The 15,767-nt window shown below is 46.5% G+C and carries 14 protein-coding genes; all 14 read right to left on the bottom strand.

The genetic code is table 11. From position 1 onward, the window contains the following. Window positions 1-8: 8 nt before the first annotated feature. Window positions 9-647 carry a protein-L-isoaspartate(D-aspartate) O-methyltransferase gene (locus MED92_RS13310; protein ID WP_154715235.1) on the bottom strand — a complete coding sequence of 213 codons (639 nt, stop codon included), beginning with the start codon at window positions 645-647 and terminating at the stop codon, window positions 9-11. A gap of 26 nt (window positions 648-673) precedes the next feature. After that, window positions 674-1,423 carry a 5'/3'-nucleotidase SurE gene (surE, locus tag MED92_RS13305; RefSeq protein WP_007022080.1) on the bottom strand — a complete coding sequence of 250 codons (750 nt, stop codon included), beginning with the start codon at window positions 1,421-1,423 and terminating at the stop codon, window positions 674-676. Window positions 1,424-1,427: 4 nt separating this feature from the next. Further along, entirely contained in the window at window positions 1,428-2,462 is a 1,035-nt protein-coding gene (gene truD / locus MED92_RS13300; RefSeq protein ID WP_007022079.1) for a tRNA pseudouridine(13) synthase TruD, read from the bottom strand. A gap of 3 nt (window positions 2,463-2,465) precedes the next feature. Then, a complete protein-coding gene (gene ftsB, locus MED92_RS13295) occupies window positions 2,466-2,756 on the bottom strand; it encodes a cell division protein FtsB (protein WP_007022078.1) in 291 nt (96 codons plus the stop codon). Between the two features lie 70 nt (window positions 2,757-2,826). Next, entirely contained in the window at window positions 2,827-4,119 is a 1,293-nt protein-coding gene (gene eno, locus MED92_RS13290; RefSeq protein ID WP_007022077.1) for a phosphopyruvate hydratase, read from the bottom strand. A gap of 60 nt (window positions 4,120-4,179) precedes the next feature. After that, window positions 4,180-5,808, bottom strand: coding sequence for a CTP synthase (locus MED92_RS13285; protein ID WP_007022076.1), 1,629 nt, complete (start codon window positions 5,806-5,808; stop codon window positions 4,180-4,182). 69 nt (window positions 5,809-5,877) lie between these two features. Further along, complete coding sequence (gene tilS, locus MED92_RS13280; protein ID WP_007022075.1) at window positions 5,878-7,206, bottom strand: tRNA lysidine(34) synthetase TilS; 1,329 nt, start codon at window positions 7,204-7,206, stop codon at window positions 5,878-5,880. Next, a complete protein-coding gene (accA, locus tag MED92_RS13275; protein WP_007022074.1) occupies window positions 7,196-8,155 on the bottom strand; it encodes an acetyl-CoA carboxylase carboxyl transferase subunit alpha in 960 nt (319 codons plus the stop codon). The genes tilS and accA overlap by 11 nt, the downstream gene beginning before the upstream one ends. Before the next feature lie 81 nt (window positions 8,156-8,236). Then, on the bottom strand, window positions 8,237-11,728 hold the full coding sequence (gene dnaE, locus MED92_RS13270; protein ID WP_007022073.1) for a DNA polymerase III subunit alpha: 3,492 nt from the start codon (window positions 11,726-11,728) through the stop codon (window positions 8,237-8,239). 14 nt (window positions 11,729-11,742) lie between these two features. After that, window positions 11,743-12,342, bottom strand: coding sequence for a ribonuclease HII (gene rnhB / locus MED92_RS13265; RefSeq protein WP_007022072.1), 600 nt, complete (start codon window positions 12,340-12,342; stop codon window positions 11,743-11,745). Further along, a complete protein-coding gene (lpxB, locus tag MED92_RS13260; RefSeq protein WP_007022071.1) occupies window positions 12,342-13,499 on the bottom strand; it encodes a lipid-A-disaccharide synthase in 1,158 nt (385 codons plus the stop codon). Before lpxB ends, rnhB begins: the two co-directional genes overlap by 1 nt. A 9-nt stretch (window positions 13,500-13,508) precedes the next feature. Next, window positions 13,509-14,279 carry an acyl-ACP--UDP-N-acetylglucosamine O-acyltransferase gene (lpxA, locus tag MED92_RS13255; RefSeq protein ID WP_007022070.1) on the bottom strand — a complete coding sequence of 257 codons (771 nt, stop codon included), beginning with the start codon at window positions 14,277-14,279 and terminating at the stop codon, window positions 13,509-13,511. A 3-nt stretch (window positions 14,280-14,282) separates the two neighbouring features. Then, window positions 14,283-14,720: a 3-hydroxyacyl-ACP dehydratase FabZ gene (fabZ, locus tag MED92_RS13250; RefSeq protein ID WP_007022069.1), complete on the bottom strand. Its 438-nt coding sequence runs from the start codon at window positions 14,718-14,720 to the stop codon at window positions 14,283-14,285. 12 nt (window positions 14,721-14,732) lie between these two features. Beyond that, entirely contained in the window at window positions 14,733-15,761 is a 1,029-nt protein-coding gene (gene lpxD / locus MED92_RS13245; RefSeq protein WP_007022068.1) for a UDP-3-O-(3-hydroxymyristoyl)glucosamine N-acyltransferase, read from the bottom strand. Between the last annotated feature and the right edge of the window lie 6 nt (window positions 15,762-15,767).

The raw sequence follows: 15,767 nt of genomic DNA, 5'->3' as shown, positions 1-15,767 counted from the left end.
AAACTCCGTTAACGTACCGTACCACTTAACAAAGGTACAAATTTCACACCTTCCAGCACTTCTGTGGAAAATTCATCCTCCGAAAGCCGGATAACTAACTTCAATTCCTGATTTTCACTTCCACCGACAGGAATAATAAGACGACCACCGACAGCTAACTGCTGCTTTAACTCTTCAGGCACCTCTTCAGGAGCACAAGCAGCCAGAATTCCATCATAAGGTGCTTTGCCTGCCCAGCCCATACCACCGTCAGTGTGCTTTAGTTGTACATTTTTAAGCTCCAAAGTTTTCAGGCGCTGCCGCGCTTTATCTTGTAGCGGCTTAATTCTCTCAACACTGAATAACTCGCCCACCAATGGAGCAAGGATTGAAGTCTGATACCCAGAACCTGTTCCTACTTCTAAAACCCTTTGCAATTCCCCCTCGGCCAATAACATTTCAGTCATTCTGGCGACTATGAAGGGCTGCGAAATCGTCTGGTTATAGCCGATAGGCAGCGCAGTATCTTCATATGCCCGATGCGACAACGCTTCATCAATAAAGATATGCCGAGGGGTATTACGCATTACCTCTAATACTCTTTCATCCTTGATACCTTGATCGCGTAAACGATTTATTAAGCGATCACGGGTTCTTTGCGAGGTCATTCCAATACCGCGCAACTGCTGATCATTCAAAAACTACTCTCCAGCCAATCTGCGACATTATCCATACCCGAATACTGCGTCATATCAACATGCAGGGGAGTTATCGATACATATCCCTGATCAAGGGCATAAAAGTCCGTTCCTGGACCGGCCTCCGCAGCAGGCCCTGCACCCGCTATCCAATAGCGCACTTTGCCACGAGGGTCTTCTGCCTCTATAGGCATATCGGCGCAACTACGATGACCCAGACGCGTCACATGAACACCTTCCAGATCATCATAAGCTCGATCAGGCACATTAATATTCAGGACGGTACGTGGAGCAACGTTTAGTTGCAGTATCTTTTCGACCATTTCCCGGGCAACTTTAGCTGCTGAATCATAATGTTCAGGATGAAAGTTTCCAGATGAAATCGCCACCGCCGGAAGGCGAAGATGTCTGCCTTCCATAGCCGCTGCAACCGTTCCTGAATAGATAACATCATCACCCAGATTGGGCCCGGCATTGATACCAGAAACAACAATATCCGGTTTCATGCCAAAAATACCCGAGCTTCCCAAATGAACACAATCCGTCGGGGTACCATTGATACCGATAAAACCATTTTCATGACGAAAAGCCTCAAGCGGGCGATCAAGCGTTAGAGAATTACTGGCTCCACTTCGATTCCGGTCAGGCGCGACAACCAGAACCTCACCAATACTTGCCAGCTCTTTAGCCAGTGCCGCAAGCCCGGGAGCGTATACTCCATCATCGTTAGAGATAAGAATTTTCATCTATTTAAGTTGCCTGCGAATAATCACATAGTTCTCTCAGCACGCTCGTAGCAAAAGAACCTGAAGTTAAATCAAACTCAACCCAACAGGTAGATTCATCCTCTACGGTAATCTGTAGATTCATGGGCAGCAGCCTAAGTGCCCTTCTTTCCTGCATTAATGTTAGCTGCTCTAACAGGGAGGTAACCTCACCCCAGCTAGCAAGCTGTTGCAGCTCCCATTCTCTGGCAGCTCCAATAGACATTAATTCGCCCCGCCCCCATAAAGGTGCGGTCAAAGAAATATCCAAAGCCTTTAGACGCTGTGTCAGCTCATCAGTTAGCTGCTCTTCCACAAAACAGCTCTGGCTTCCAGTGAGCATAAGGGCATCACCCTGCAGTACAGTGTCCCATAATCCCTGCTTAATTCGTAGGGATAATAGCTGGTTAAAAACCCAGGATCGCACCGCAGATATATATATTCCTTTCTTACTCCGCTGCCGCTCTTGAAACTCACCTTTGAGTAACGCTATACCCTTATCAAGGTTCGCAAAATTTTGTCCAAAGCGCTGCTCACCAAAATAGTTAGGCACCCCTAATCGAGATACAACCTGAGCACGTTGCTGCAGATCCCGCATATCAGTCACCTGACGGAGCCTTATTTTGAAACGATTTCCCTGTAAAGTACCAAGCCGCAGTTTTCGAGGATGCCTTACGGATTGAAGCACCTCAATACTATCGCCACCAAACAGTTTCCAATTAAGATTTCGTTTTATGGGAAACTTCACGCAGAACCATTGTTCAGTGACCGCATGACGATCTTTCTTGCCCGCATAGCTGACATCTTTTGGGCTTATCTGGGCAAAATTGGCTAACTGCCTAGCGACCCAATCGGTGTTCTCACCTGTTTTGCGGATATATAAAAAAACATGTTCACCCTGCCCCTCTGGTTCAAAGCCAAGGTTTTCAATCACCTTAAAGTCATCGGGCTCCGAACGAATTATAGCTTTAGAGGCGGGTTCACCAAGGAGATAGGAAAAAGCGGTAGGAAGTGTAGTCACTGATCAATTCTTCTCATCGGCTGGTTCAACAAGCTGAAAGAAAGTTTCACCTTCTTTAATCATACCTAACTCACTTCGGGCACGCTCTTCAAGCGCCGACAATCCCTGCTTTAGGTCCTGAACTTCAGCTTCAAGTTCACTGTTTCGCTGGTTTAACTCCTGATTAATCTCTTGCTGCAATTCAATTTTGGAGTTTAAGGTCCAGATATCACGCAGGTTGTTTTCCCCAAACCACAGCCGATACTGCAATCCGATAAACAAAATGATTAAAGCGACTATTAACCAGCGATACATAGAATATTCTTAAGTAAAAAAAGGGGGCTACAAGCCCCCTTTTTATATCAGACAATCAAGGTTCAGACTATTACTGACCTTTGATTTCAGAAAGACCATTATAGATCGCAGCAGCACCCAGCTCTTCTTCGATACGAAGCAGGCGGTTGTACTTAGCAACACGGTCAGAACGACACAGAGAACCTGTTTTAATCTGTCCGGCTGCAGTACCTACTGCCAGATCAGCAATCGTAGTATCTTCAGTTTCACCAGAACGGTGAGAGATAACCGCAGTGAAGCCTGCATCTTTTGCCATTTTGATAGCATCAAGCGTTTCTGACAAAGAACCGATCTGGTTAAACTTGATCAGAATCGAGTTACCAATGCTCTGCTCAATACCACGAGACAAGATCTTAGTATTGGTTACAAACAGATCATCGCCAACCAGCTGTACTTTATCGCCGATTTTCTTAGTCAGATATGCCCATCCATCCCAGTCAGACTCATCCAGACCATCTTCGATAGAAACAATCGGGTAGTTTTCTGTTAGCGCAGCAAGGTAATCACCAAAACCTTCTGCATCGAAGACTTTACCTTCACCAGATAGGTCGTATTTACCTTCTTTGTAGAATTCGGAAGCAGCGCAGTCCAGCGCAAGCGTTACGTCTTTACCCAGCTCGTAACCCGCTTTTTCGATCGCTTCTTTGATCACAACCAGCGCTTCTTCATTAGAAGCCAGGTTAGGAGCGAAACCACCTTCGTCACCTACCGCTGTATTCAGACCTTTTGCTTTCAGCACTGCTTTCAGAGCGTGGAAAATTTCAGCACCGCAACGCAGACCTTCTGAGAACTTATCGAAGTTAACCGGCTGTACCATAAACTCTTGGATATCAACGTTGTTATCCGCGTGCTCACCACCGTTTAAGATGTTCATCATTGGTAGTGGCAGAGAGAACTGACCCGCTGTACCATTAATTTCTGCAATGTGCGCGTAAAGAGGGACACCCTTTTCTGTCGCCGCAGCTTTTGCTGCCGCCAGAGAAACGGCCAGAATAGCGTTCGCACCCAGCTTTTCTTTGTTCTCTGTACCATCCAGCTCAAGCATCTTGTTATCAAGCGCACGCTGATCTGTTACATCCATGCCAGTCAGGGCTTCACGGATTTCACCGTTAACCGCAGCTACGGCATTTTGTACACCTTTACCCAAATAACGGCTTTTATCGCCATCACGTAGTTCCAATGCTTCACGAGAACCAGTAGACGCGCCAGAAGGAGCACACGCTGAACCGATAACGCCAGACTCAAGAATGACATCCGCTTCAACAGTTGGGTTACCACGAGAATCCAGTACTTCGCGGGCTTTGATATTAGCAATCTGTGCCATGGGTAATAACTCCAGAAATTTTACGTTAAGGGGGCTGCGCACCCCCTTTCCTTTAATCTTTTACTTTTGCGCCTGCTTATCAAGAGCAGCCTGAATGAAGCCAGTAAACAAACCGTGACCATCACGAGGAGTGGAGGTAAATTCAGGATGGAACTGACACGCCACAAACCAAGGGTGGTCTGCAACTTCAACGACTTCTACCAGTTCGCCATCTACTGAACGACCCGAGATGCGCAAGCCAGCTTCTTCCAACTTAGCCACATAATTGTTGTTTACTTCATAACGGTGACGATGACGTTCAGTAATTTCAGTATTACCGTACGCTTTAGCTGCTGTAGAGCCTTCAGCCAGATGACAAACCTGAGCACCAAGACGCATAGTCCCGCCAAGATCATCGGCTTCTCCGCGAGTTTCAACACCACCTTCTGAGGTCGCCCACTCGGTTATCAGGCCGATAACCTGATGTTCAGCTTCTTTATCAAATTCAGAAGAGGTAGCACCTTCAAGGCCTGCAACGTGGCGAGCAAATTCAATCACCGCAACTTGCATACCCAGACAGATACCCAAATAAGGAACTTTATTCTCACGCGCATAACGAACAGCAGCAATTTTGCCTTCAACACCGCGCTCACCAAACCCACCTGGTACCAGAATCGCACTAGCACCCTCAAGGATTTCAACACCTTCGCGCTCAACACGTTCTGAATCAATACATTCGATGCGCACTTTTTTCTTCAGTGCGATACCTGCGTGAGAGATCGCTTCGATCAGCGACTTATAAGCGTCCAGCAGCTCCATATACTTACCCACCATAGCGATCTTAACTTCGCCTTCTGGGTTAAGGTGAGCATCAGCTACGCGATCCCATTCGCCAAGGTCCGCTTCAGTACACTCAAGATGGAAACGCTCAACAACAATATCGTCAAGCCCCTGCTCCGAAAGCATACGAGGGATGTTATAGATCGTGTCTGCATCTGGCAGAGATACCACTGCACGCTCTTCAACGTTGGTAAACAATGAAAGCTTACGGCGTGAAGAATCAGGCAAAGGAAAATCAGAACGACAAACCAGAATATCAGGCTGAATACCGATAGAACGCAGCTCTTTAACAGAGTGCTGAGATGGTTTCGTCTTTATTTCGCCCGCTGTCGCAATGTATGGAACCAATGTCAGGTGCATAAACATCGCACGTGCTGAACCTAGCTCAGCTTTCAACTGACGGACTGCTTCCATAAATGGTAGTGATTCAATATCACCTACTGTACCGCCGATTTCCACCAGCGCCACATCCGCATCACCTGCACCTTCAATCACACGGCGCTTAATTTCATCAGTGATATGCGGAATAACCTGAACAGTTCCACCCAGATAATCGCCACGACGTTCTTTACGCAATACATGCTGATAAATACGTCCAGCGGTGAAGTTGTTACGTTTACTCATGGTCGTACGAATAAAACGTTCGTAGTGACCAAGGTCGAGGTCAGTTTCTGCACCATCCTCTGTGACAAAAACTTCACCGTGCTGAATTGGGCTCATAGTCCCTGGGTCCACATTGATATATGGATCCAGTTTCAACATAGTTACTTTAAGCCCTCTGGCTTCCAAAATTGCAGCCAAAGAAGCGGATGCGATGCCTTTGCCCAATGAGGACACAACACCGCCTGTGACGAAGATATATCGCGTCATGCAGAACCTGTTTGATCGTGTTTTAAGCGAGGAATTTTTTAGATCGAGATGGGGCTACAGGATAGCAAATCAGGAGTTATCAGACAATGAAAAGGGACGCCATAAAAGCGAAAAACCTGACTTTTCTGCATCAAAACCCTGACACAGGCAAACCCCGGGGACTGCAACAAGCTCTTCACCTATAAAAATCAGTGGCCAGTGCTCTCGTTGCCAGGGGGGGATTGATGCTTCCTGCAGTAATTTTTTTACCGTTACTGTGCCGGATTTCCCGACAGGCCGACAACGCTCACCACCCTTACGGCGCTTTACAACCGCATTAACCCACTTTTCCGACGGTATTTTTCCTGTGACGCTTAATAGCCCATCACCCAGGTTCAACTCATCAGATAGACCTAAATCGATGTCAGACATATTACCTACCACTTCCGGCACCAGGTAAAGCTGGTTTTGAAAACGCCTGATTTCAACTCCTTTACGCTTAAATACTGGAGTAGCATCATCCTGCGCCATAATCAGATCAGAGGAAATAGATGAAACCTGCTTTTGATTTAGCGTTACTCCAGTTCGCAGAGCCACCCAAAAACGCAATAATTCAGGCTGACGAATATCCGGAAGAGATAACCATGCCCGAATATCAAGGCAATCATCTCCCTCAGAACAACTGTCGAGATCGGCCTGAAGATAATGCTTGAGCAATAATTCAGTCTGGCTAAGTAGCTGAGCATTCTGTTGAAAACGCTGTGTAACACTCCCCCAACGTTCTTTTATGCGAGGCAAAACATGATGACGGAGATAGTTCCTATCATAATGATCTAGGCTATTACTGGGATCATCAATATAAGCCAACCCTAAATTCTGAACAGCCCCTTCTAATTCCGAACGCTCAAGATTAAGCAACGGCCTGAGCAACTGCCCCTGGGCAAACTGTCTGGAGAACGGCATCCCCTGCAGCCCTCTAATGCCACTGCCACGAATCATACGAAAGAGGATTGTTTCCGCCTGATCATCGGCATGATGCCCCATTAACAGACAATCATTCTCTCTAAGCAGTGAAGTAAATGCCGCATACCTGGCATCTCTGGCATGCGCTTCAGATGAGGACTCAGGTACAACACAACTTACCTTATGCGATAAACCTAAGCGCTCAGCCTCTCTTTGCGAGAATTCAGCCCAGGCGCCAGATTTAGGATGCAATTGATGATTAACATGTACGACCAGCAACTCACGATCTGCAAGATGTTTAGCTGCTAAGTGAAGTAATAGCTGGGAATCCAGACCACCACTATGGGCAATAACCCAACGATCTACATCATTATTTTTAAGAAAGGATGAGATGAGCGCAGAAAAGCTACGCTCACACTCATTCAGAGGAAAGTGGTTGTGTGGCTTACGCCTCACCACCAAAACCGTAAGACATCAGGCGCTTGTAACGTCTTTCCAATAGTTCATCCATGGACAGCTCATTGAGTTTACCCAATGTTTCAGCCAGGTGACGTTTAAGGTTAGCCGCAGTCAAAGCAGGATCGCGATGCGCGCCACCTAAAGGCTCGCTCACAATCTGATCGACCAAACCCAGCTCATGCAGACGCTCAGAGGTAATACCCATCGCCTTCGCAGCATCCGCAGCACGCTCAGCACTCTTCCATAGGATTGAAGCACAACCTTCTGGAGAGATTACTGAATAGGTTGAGTAGTTCATCATCATTAGCTCATCGCATACACCTATCGCCAATGCACCACCAGAACCACCTTCTCCAATAACGGTTGAGATGATAGGCGTTTTCAACTGCGACATTTTAGCCAGGTTAAATGCAATCGCCTCAGACTGACCACGCTCTTCAGCATCGATACCCGGATAAGCGCCCGGCGTATCAATGAAGGTCATGATCGGCATTTTGAAACGCTCAGCCATTTCCATTAGGCGTAAAGCTTTGCGATAACCTTCCGGACGAGGCATGCCGAAATTACGACGCTGACGCTCATGAACTCCACGGCCTTTCTGATGACCAATGATCATGACCGGCTGCTCATCTAAACGCGCAATACCACCAACAATCGCCTGATCATCGGCGAAGTGACGGTCACCATGAATCTCATCAAACTCTTCAAAAATAAAATCGATGTAATCCAGGGTATACGGACGCTGCGGATGGCGTGCCAACTGAGAAACCTGCCAAGCAGACAGATCTGAAAAAATAGATTCGGTCAGACTACGGCTTTTGTCTTCCAGACGCGTAATCTCTTCAGAGATATTCAGATCAGCTGAATCCCCAACAAGACGTAGCTCTTCAATTTTTGCCTGTAGTTCTGCGATCGGCTGTTCAAAATCCAGGTAATTCGGATTCATATGACTCATCTATTCAATAGTGAAAAAAATTGTGCAAAGTTTACCTTATTTCACACATTAAGGACCAGACCTTAGTTCAGGCTAATAGGTAAGACTCACCGCATCACTGCCAAATTTATCCATTAATGCGATCAGCAGATCATCATTTGCCTGAACCTGCCATTCATCTCCTAGTCTCAAGGTCGCTTCAGCATCGGGTCTGGCATAGCGGAACTTAACCGGTAAAGATCCATTACCCTTATGCGCATGCAGCAGTTCTTGTAATTCTTTAAGTCGTCGGCCGGTGAAATGGCTTTCGTTACATTTAACCTGAACTCCGGATGCATATTGCGCCCTTGCCTGAGGAATACTGAGCACCTTATTGACTCTCACCTTCATACCGCCAGAATAGTGATCTTCGGCAACCTCCCCCTCAACAACCAGCACAGCATCTTTGTGAACCAGCTCTCTGACCGCATCGTATGTATCACCAAATAAAGTGACATCGATTCTGGCACTACGGTCATCCAGTGTCACAAAACAAAGATTGTCGCCTTTTTTGGTTTTTTTCAGGCGCAGGTCAACCACCAAACCGGCCATTTTCTGAGTCTGTCCGCGCGCCGGCTGAAGCTCGACAATTCTTCTGCTTATAAAGTGCTTAAGTTCAGCCTCATATTCATCAATTGGATGTCCAGTCAAATATAAACCGAGGGTATCTTTTTCCCCGGCAAGACGCTCTTTATCGGTCCAGGAGCGAACATTCCTATAGTCTTCATAAGTACAACGATCCGATTCGGCTTCAACCTCGCCGAAGAGATCAAACATTCCCGCATCGCTGTTTTTTGCTGCCTGGTCAGCTGCTTTTAATGCATCAGGGATGGCTTCCCACAATACGGCTCGCTCAGCCCCTAAACAATCTACGGCACCCGAACGAACCAATGCTTCAAGTACACGTTTATTAAGTTTCTTGGCACCTACCCGTTCACAGAAATCAAAGAGGTCATTAAATTCGCCTCCTTCAGCCCGAGCTTCAACAATCGCTTCGATAGGGCCTTCTCCCACCCCCTTAATAGCCCCCAGGCCGTACACGATGACTCCCTCATCGTTTACTGTGAACATATATTCGCCGGTATTCACATTAGGCAGGGCTGGAGGAATACCCATGTTCCGACACTCTTCAATGAAGATCACCACCTTATCGGTGTTCTGCATATCAGATGACATTACCGCAGCCATGAAAGGCGCCGGGTAGTGAGCTTTTAACCAGGCCGTTTGATAAGAAACCAACGCATATGCGGCCGAGTGGGATTTGTTAAATCCATATCCGGCAAACTTCTCTACCAGATCAAATATATTTCCTGCCAGGTCACGATCAATGCCATTTTGTTCAGAACCATCCAGGAAAGAGACCCGCTGCTTTGCCATCTCTTCAGGTTTTTTCTTACCCATTGCTCGGCGAAGCATGTCCGCTCCACCCAGCGTATAGCCCGCCATAACCTGGGCTATCTGCATTACCTGCTCCTGATACAGGATAATTCCATAGGTAGGTTCCAAAACCGGCTGCAGAGAATCAAGCTGGTAGTCCGGATGCGGCCAGGCCATTTCAGCACGACCGTGCTTTCGATTGATAAAGTCATCAACCATCCCCGATTGCAGAGGACCAGGACGGAACAAAGCCACAAGCGCGACAATATCTTCAAAGCGGGAAGGCAACAGACGACGAACCAGATCCTTCATACCACTGGACTCAAGCTGGAACACCGCTGTCGTTTCAGCCGCCTGCAACAAATCAAAGGTTTTCTTATCTTCCAGATCGATCAAAGCGATATCTAGCGGTTCTTCACCCTGTTTATCGCGGATTCGGTTAACCGTCTGCAAGGCCCAGTCAATAATTGTCAGGGTACGTAGTCCCAAGAAGTCAAACTTAACTAGCCCTGCTTCTTCTACATCACCTTTATCAAACTGTGTAACCAGACCGTTGCCTTCTTCATCGCAATAGGTCGCAGCAAAATCAGTGAGCTTAGTCGGAGCGATTACCACCCCTCCGGCATGCTTGCCTACACCTCGGGTTACCCCTTCCAGCTTGTAGGCCATATCCATGATTTCCTGAGCCTCTTCACTAGACTCAATGAATTCACACAGCATAGGTTCCTGATCGAGCGCTTTTTTCAGGGTAATACCGGGCTCAAAAGGGATAAGTTTTGATAAACGATCCGCCAGACCAAATGGCTTACCTTGAACACGGGCCACATCTCGCACAACCGCTTTCGCAGCCATCGTGCCGAAGGTTACGATCTGAGACACTGCATCACGACCATAGGTTCGAGCAACGTAGTCAATTACCTTATCACGGTTATCCATACAGAAATCGATATCGAAGTCCGGCATGGATACACGCTCAGGGTTAAGGAATCGCTCGAAAAGAAGGTCATACTCCAATGGATCAAGATCGGTAATCTTCTGCGCATAAGCAACCAGGGAACCAGCACCAGAGCCTCGCCCAGGGCCCACAGGCACACCGTTTTCCTTACCCCATTTGATGAAGTCCATTACGATCAGGAAATAACCAGGGAAACCCATCTGAATAATGATATCCAGCTCAAACTCAAGTCGGTCAATATATTCCTGACGCTTTGCGTCATATTCCGGATCATCCCTGTCCAGAAGGATCTCAAGACGTTCTTCAAGGCCGTCGAATGACACCTTCCTGAAGAAATCATCCATCAACATACCTTCAGGTATCGGATATTTCGGCAGATAGTAAGTGCCTATTTCAATATCGATATTACAGCGTTTTGCTATCTCGACACTGTTTTGTAATGCAGACGGAATATCGGAAAATAGCGCCTCCATCTCACGTTGCGAACGGAAGTATTGCTGTTCACTGTATTCTTTCGGGCGAGTCGGATCTTCCAGAGTACGACTCTGGTTTATACACACCCGAACTTCGTGGGCTTCGAAATCGTCAGCCTTAACAAACATCACTTCATTGGTTGCAACGAGAGGGCAACCAAACTGTTTGGCTAATTCTACTGAGCCATGGACAATTTGCTCATCGCCAACACGCCCAGTTCGCTGAACTTCTAGATAGAAACTATCCTTAAATACTCCCATCCAGCGCTGCAATACCTCTGGAGCTTGTCCTTTTTCAGCCAGAATTGCGCGACCAACTTCCCCTTTTTTAGCGCCTGAAAGTGCAATTAAACCTTCAGCTTTCGCCTCAACCCACTCGGGCTTCACCAGAGCCATATCTGGGATGATATTCTGCCCTTCTGCATAGGCCTGAGAGATCAGCTCCATAAGGTTCAGGTAACCTTGGGCATTACGCACTAATAGAGTAATGCGGTATGGCTCACCGCCTGGCTCATCCGTGTTCTCAACCCACAGATCCGATCCACAAATGGGTTTAATACCGTTCCCAGTTGCAGCCTTAAAGAACTTTACCAATCCAAAGAAGTTGGTCTGATCGGTCATACCTACAGCAGGCATGCCCTCTTTTTTTGCGGCCGCGACCAGCTCTTTGACGCGGACCAAACCATCCACCAAAGAGAATTCGGTGTGTACTCGAAGATGAACAAATGTAGGATCAGTCATAAGGCTTGATGTATTTATTGGGGTTCAATCAGTTCACGAACAGGTTTAAAGCTTCGGCGGTGTTCCAGTAGCGGGCCATGTTCTTTCAGAGCAGCAAAATGTGCGGCTGTCGGATAGCCCTTATGCTTAGCAAAACCATACTGTGGATAAGTTTTATCTAACTCTTCCATCTCACGATCTCTATCAACTTTAGCCAGGATAGAAGCCGCGCTTATTTCTGGAATTTTACTATCGCCCTTTACCACTGGTTCAGACGGGCATTCCAAATCAGGTGATCGATTTCCATCGACATAGACAAACTCGGCTTTTAGCGGCAGTCCCTCAACCGCTCTTTTCATAGCCAGCATTGAAGCATGGAGGATGTTAATTTGATCGATTTCCTCTGGGGAAGCTGAAGCCACACACCAAGCCAGGGCCTTATCCTTAATCTCATGATAAAGCGCTTCTCTGCGCTTAGCGGTCAGCTTTTTAGAATCCGCTAAACCCTCTATCGGTTTATTCGGATCGAGTATAACTGCAGCAGCAACCACATTACCTACAAGCGGTCCACGACCAACTTCATCAACCCCTGCAATTAGTTTACCCTGGCTAAAATCAAAGACTAACTTTTCCATTAAAGTACTCCGCGTTTAACCAGCAGCGCCTCTATCGCATCAGCAGCTTTCTCATCCGCATTTTGATACAACTGTTCATGAATTTGAGCAAATCGTTTTGCCAGATATTCTTGATACCCTTTATCCTGCAACGCCTTCAGAACATGCTCCCCTAAAATTTCAGGACGGACATCGTTCTGCAATATTTCAGGAACCAGCAGTTCATCTGCAAGTAGGTTTGGCAAAGATATAAATCGCGATTTCACCATTTTCGAATAAATAGAGTAGGTAAGGCTCGCCATTTTGTAGGCAACGACCATTGGCTTTTGCAAGATCGTTGCCTCGAGGGTTGCGGTTCCAGAAGCAATTAATATTGCGTCAGAAATAGCCATCACCTCACGAGAATGATTAATAACCAGCTGTATATTAAGATCTTCAAACTCTTCAGTGATCAGCTTGTGTAGCTGATCGTGCCGTTGTTTGTTTGCAGCAGGAATAACGAAACGAACATTATTGACCCGTTTCGCTAACCACCTCGCCGTTTCAAGGAAAGGTTTGGCTAAATACTTGACTTCACTTCCCCTACTCCCCGGCAAAATTGCAACAATAGTCTCAACATCAGCTACAGCGAAACGTTGCCGCGCTTTTTCGACATTGACACTTTTCGGAATACTATTTGCGAGCGGGTGTCCAACAAACTCTACCCACTGTCCTGTAGGCGTGTAATGCTGAGCCTCGAAAGGGAATAGGCTCAAAACTAGGTCAGTGGTTTGCTTAATCTTATAAATACGCTTTTGTTTCCAGGCCCAAACCGATGGGCTTACATAATGGACGGTAGGGATCCCAGCGGTTTTAAGCTCACCCTCCAGCTTGAGGGTAAAATCAGGTGCATCAACACCAATAAACAGATCAGGTGGATTATCTAAAAAATATTGAGTTAAATTCTTTCTGATTTTGAGAAGCTCTCGCAGCCTACTCAATACTTCTACCAGCCCCATGACCGATAAACGTTCCATTGGGTAATGAGATTTACACCCAGCATCAATCATTAACTCTCCGCCAATACCTTCGACGATAAGGTGTGGATGCCTTTCTTTAAGTGTTTTGATTAGCCCGGAACCCAGTATGTCGCCAGAGGCCTCTCCAGCAACAATACCTATACGCAATGGCTTGGACATAGCGGTACCTTAACGAATAATACCGCGAGAGGAGTTCTTAACCGAATCGATAAGTGGTTCTATCTCAGGACAGCTTTCAGCCATAACCTGTAATTCAGACAATGCCTGAGCTACGGTTAATTTTTTTCGATAAAGCGATTTATAAGCACGTTTAATCTGACTGATTGCTTCAGTGGAAAAACCGCGACGCTTTAAGCCTTCAGTGTTGATACCATGAGGGGTGGCAGTATTCCCGTTTGCCATGACATAGGCAGGGATATCTTTTAGCACGACTGTACTGGTTCCGCACATCACATGAGAACCTATTTTGCAGAACTGATGAACGGCTGTGAATCCACCTAGAATGCTCCAATCACCGACATGCACGTGCCCTGCAATAGCGGTGTTATTTGCCATAATTACATGGTCACCAACGACACAGTCATGCGCAACATGAGCATACGCCATGAAAAGATTATGGCTACCTATCGTGGTAGTTCCGGCATCCTGGATTGTACCTCTGTGAATTGTTACGCCCTCTCGAATCACATTGTGATCCCCTATAGTCAGGGTCGTTGGCTCACCAGCATATTTTTTATCCTGGCAATCCTCTCCAACAGAAGCAAACTGAAAAATCCGATTATTACAGCCAATTTTGGTTGGGCCTTTAATAACTACATGTGGGCCTACAACCGTTCCCGCACCGATTTCAACATCAGGGCCAATAATTGACCATGGGCCAACTTCAACATCATTAGCGAGTTTTGCAGATGGATCTACAATGGCGCGGGAATCAATCAAGACTTAAACCTTTCTATCAGCACACAAGATAGTTGCAGAACTAACCGTATCACCTTCAACAGACGCACGCACGTCAAATTTCCAGATACCACGACGTTCAGAAATCACTTTCGCTTCCAGCTTAAGTTGGTCGCCAGGAACGACAGGACGCTTGAAACGCAACTTATCAGAACCCACAAAGTAGTAGATAGAACCATCTTGTGGCTTCTTATCCATGGTTTTGAAACCTAGAATGCCAGCCGCTTGCGCCATAGCTTCGACAATTAATACGCCAGGCATAACCGGATGATCTGGGAAGTGGCCATTAAAAAATGGTTCATTCACCGTTACATTTTTGATGGCTACAATGGATTCTCCCTTTTCTAACTCCAGCACCCTATCCACAAGTAAGAAAGGATAGCGGTGTGGGAGATATTCCCGAATTTCATTAACATCCATCATTTATCAAAACCCTTAATCTTTTGAAATCTTTTCTTCGATAGACTTAAGCCGGCGAGCAATATCGTCCAACTGCTTAAATCTAACGACATTTTTCTTCCACTGCTTATGCGGCATCATCCCTGTACCCGAAGAAAACGCCCCCGGCTTATCAATCGACTTTGATACCAATGTCATAGCCGTTATATGTGTACCATCTGCTATATCAAGATGCCCTGTGATTCCACAGGCTCCAGCGATGGTACAACGGTCGCCAATTTTAGTGCTTCCCGCAACTGCGGTACAGCCCGCGATAGCAGTATTTTTGCCAATTTTGACGTTATGTGCGATTTGAATCTGATTATCCAGAATAACCCCATCACTTATAACTGTATTTTCAAGGGCACCCCGGTCAATTGTTGTACAAGCCCCGATCTCAACATTCGATCCAATGCGAACCCCGCCGAGTTGGGCAATTTTGACCCATTTCTCGCCATCATTGGCAAAACCGAAGCCATCTGAACCCAGAACAGCACCACTGTGAATCAGCGAATCTGAACCGATAGAAACATCATCGTAAAGCGTCACATTCGGCTTAATAATGCTACCTTTACCGACAGAACAGCCCTGACCAACAACAGTATTCTCACCAATAATCACATCAGCCATGATCTCAGTATCAGCGCCAATAACAACACCTGCTGCCAGGGTTACACCATCAGAAATTTTAGCTGTAGGATGAATTACCGCGTTTACGTGTATTGAGCCTGCGGACTCTCTCTTGCGTTCAAACAAACGACTGAGCTTCGCATAACCCAGGTAAGGGTCATCCATGACTATCACATTACCAACGAAGCCTTCTGCCAGCTCCCTGGTCATAATAATCGCAGCAGCCTGACTTTCAGCGAGATATCGTTGGTACTTTGTGTTGGAAACGAAGGCGATTTGTTCTTTCGAAGCATTCTGCAAGGTCGCAATAGACTCAACCTTGCAGTCAGGATTACCAATTAGCTCAGCCGAAAGGAATTCGGAAATTTCCTGAAGCGTAAATCCAGCTTGTGTCATTCAATA

Origin of the sequence: Neptuniibacter caesariensis (assembly GCF_000153345.1) — a bacterium.
GTDB classification, from domain to species: domain Bacteria; phylum Pseudomonadota; class Gammaproteobacteria; order Pseudomonadales; family Balneatricaceae; genus Neptuniibacter; species Neptuniibacter caesariensis.
This window is presented reverse-complemented; position numbering and strand designations above follow the sequence as displayed.

Coding starts and splice junctions, on each gene's coding strand:
- rnhB (WP_007022072.1), bottom strand. CDS start 12,342: ATGGAAAAGTTAGTCTTTGATTTTAGCCAGGGTAAACTAATTGCAGGG.
- eno (WP_007022077.1), bottom strand. CDS start 4,119: ATGGCACAGATTGCTAATATCAAAGCCCGCGAAGTACTGGATTCTCGT.
- lpxD (WP_007022068.1), bottom strand. CDS start 15,761: ATGACACAAGCTGGATTTACGCTTCAGGAAATTTCCGAATTCCTTTCG.
- MED92_RS13310 (WP_154715235.1), bottom strand. CDS start 647: ATGACCTCGCAAAGAACCCGTGATCGCTTAATAAATCGTTTACGCGAT.
- surE (WP_007022080.1), bottom strand. CDS start 1,423: ATGAAAATTCTTATCTCTAACGATGATGGAGTATACGCTCCCGGGCTT.
- accA (WP_007022074.1), bottom strand. CDS start 8,155: ATGAATCCGAATTACCTGGATTTTGAACAGCCGATCGCAGAACTACAG.
- fabZ (WP_007022069.1), bottom strand. CDS start 14,720: ATGATGGATGTTAATGAAATTCGGGAATATCTCCCACACCGCTATCCT.
- lpxB (WP_007022071.1), bottom strand. CDS start 13,499: ATGTCCAAGCCATTGCGTATAGGTATTGTTGCTGGAGAGGCCTCTGGC.
- MED92_RS13285 (WP_007022076.1), bottom strand. CDS start 5,808: ATGACGCGATATATCTTCGTCACAGGCGGTGTTGTGTCCTCATTGGGC.
- ftsB (WP_007022078.1), bottom strand. CDS start 2,756: ATGTATCGCTGGTTAATAGTCGCTTTAATCATTTTGTTTATCGGATTG.
- dnaE (WP_007022073.1), bottom strand. CDS start 11,728: ATGACTGATCCTACATTTGTTCATCTTCGAGTACACACCGAATTCTCT.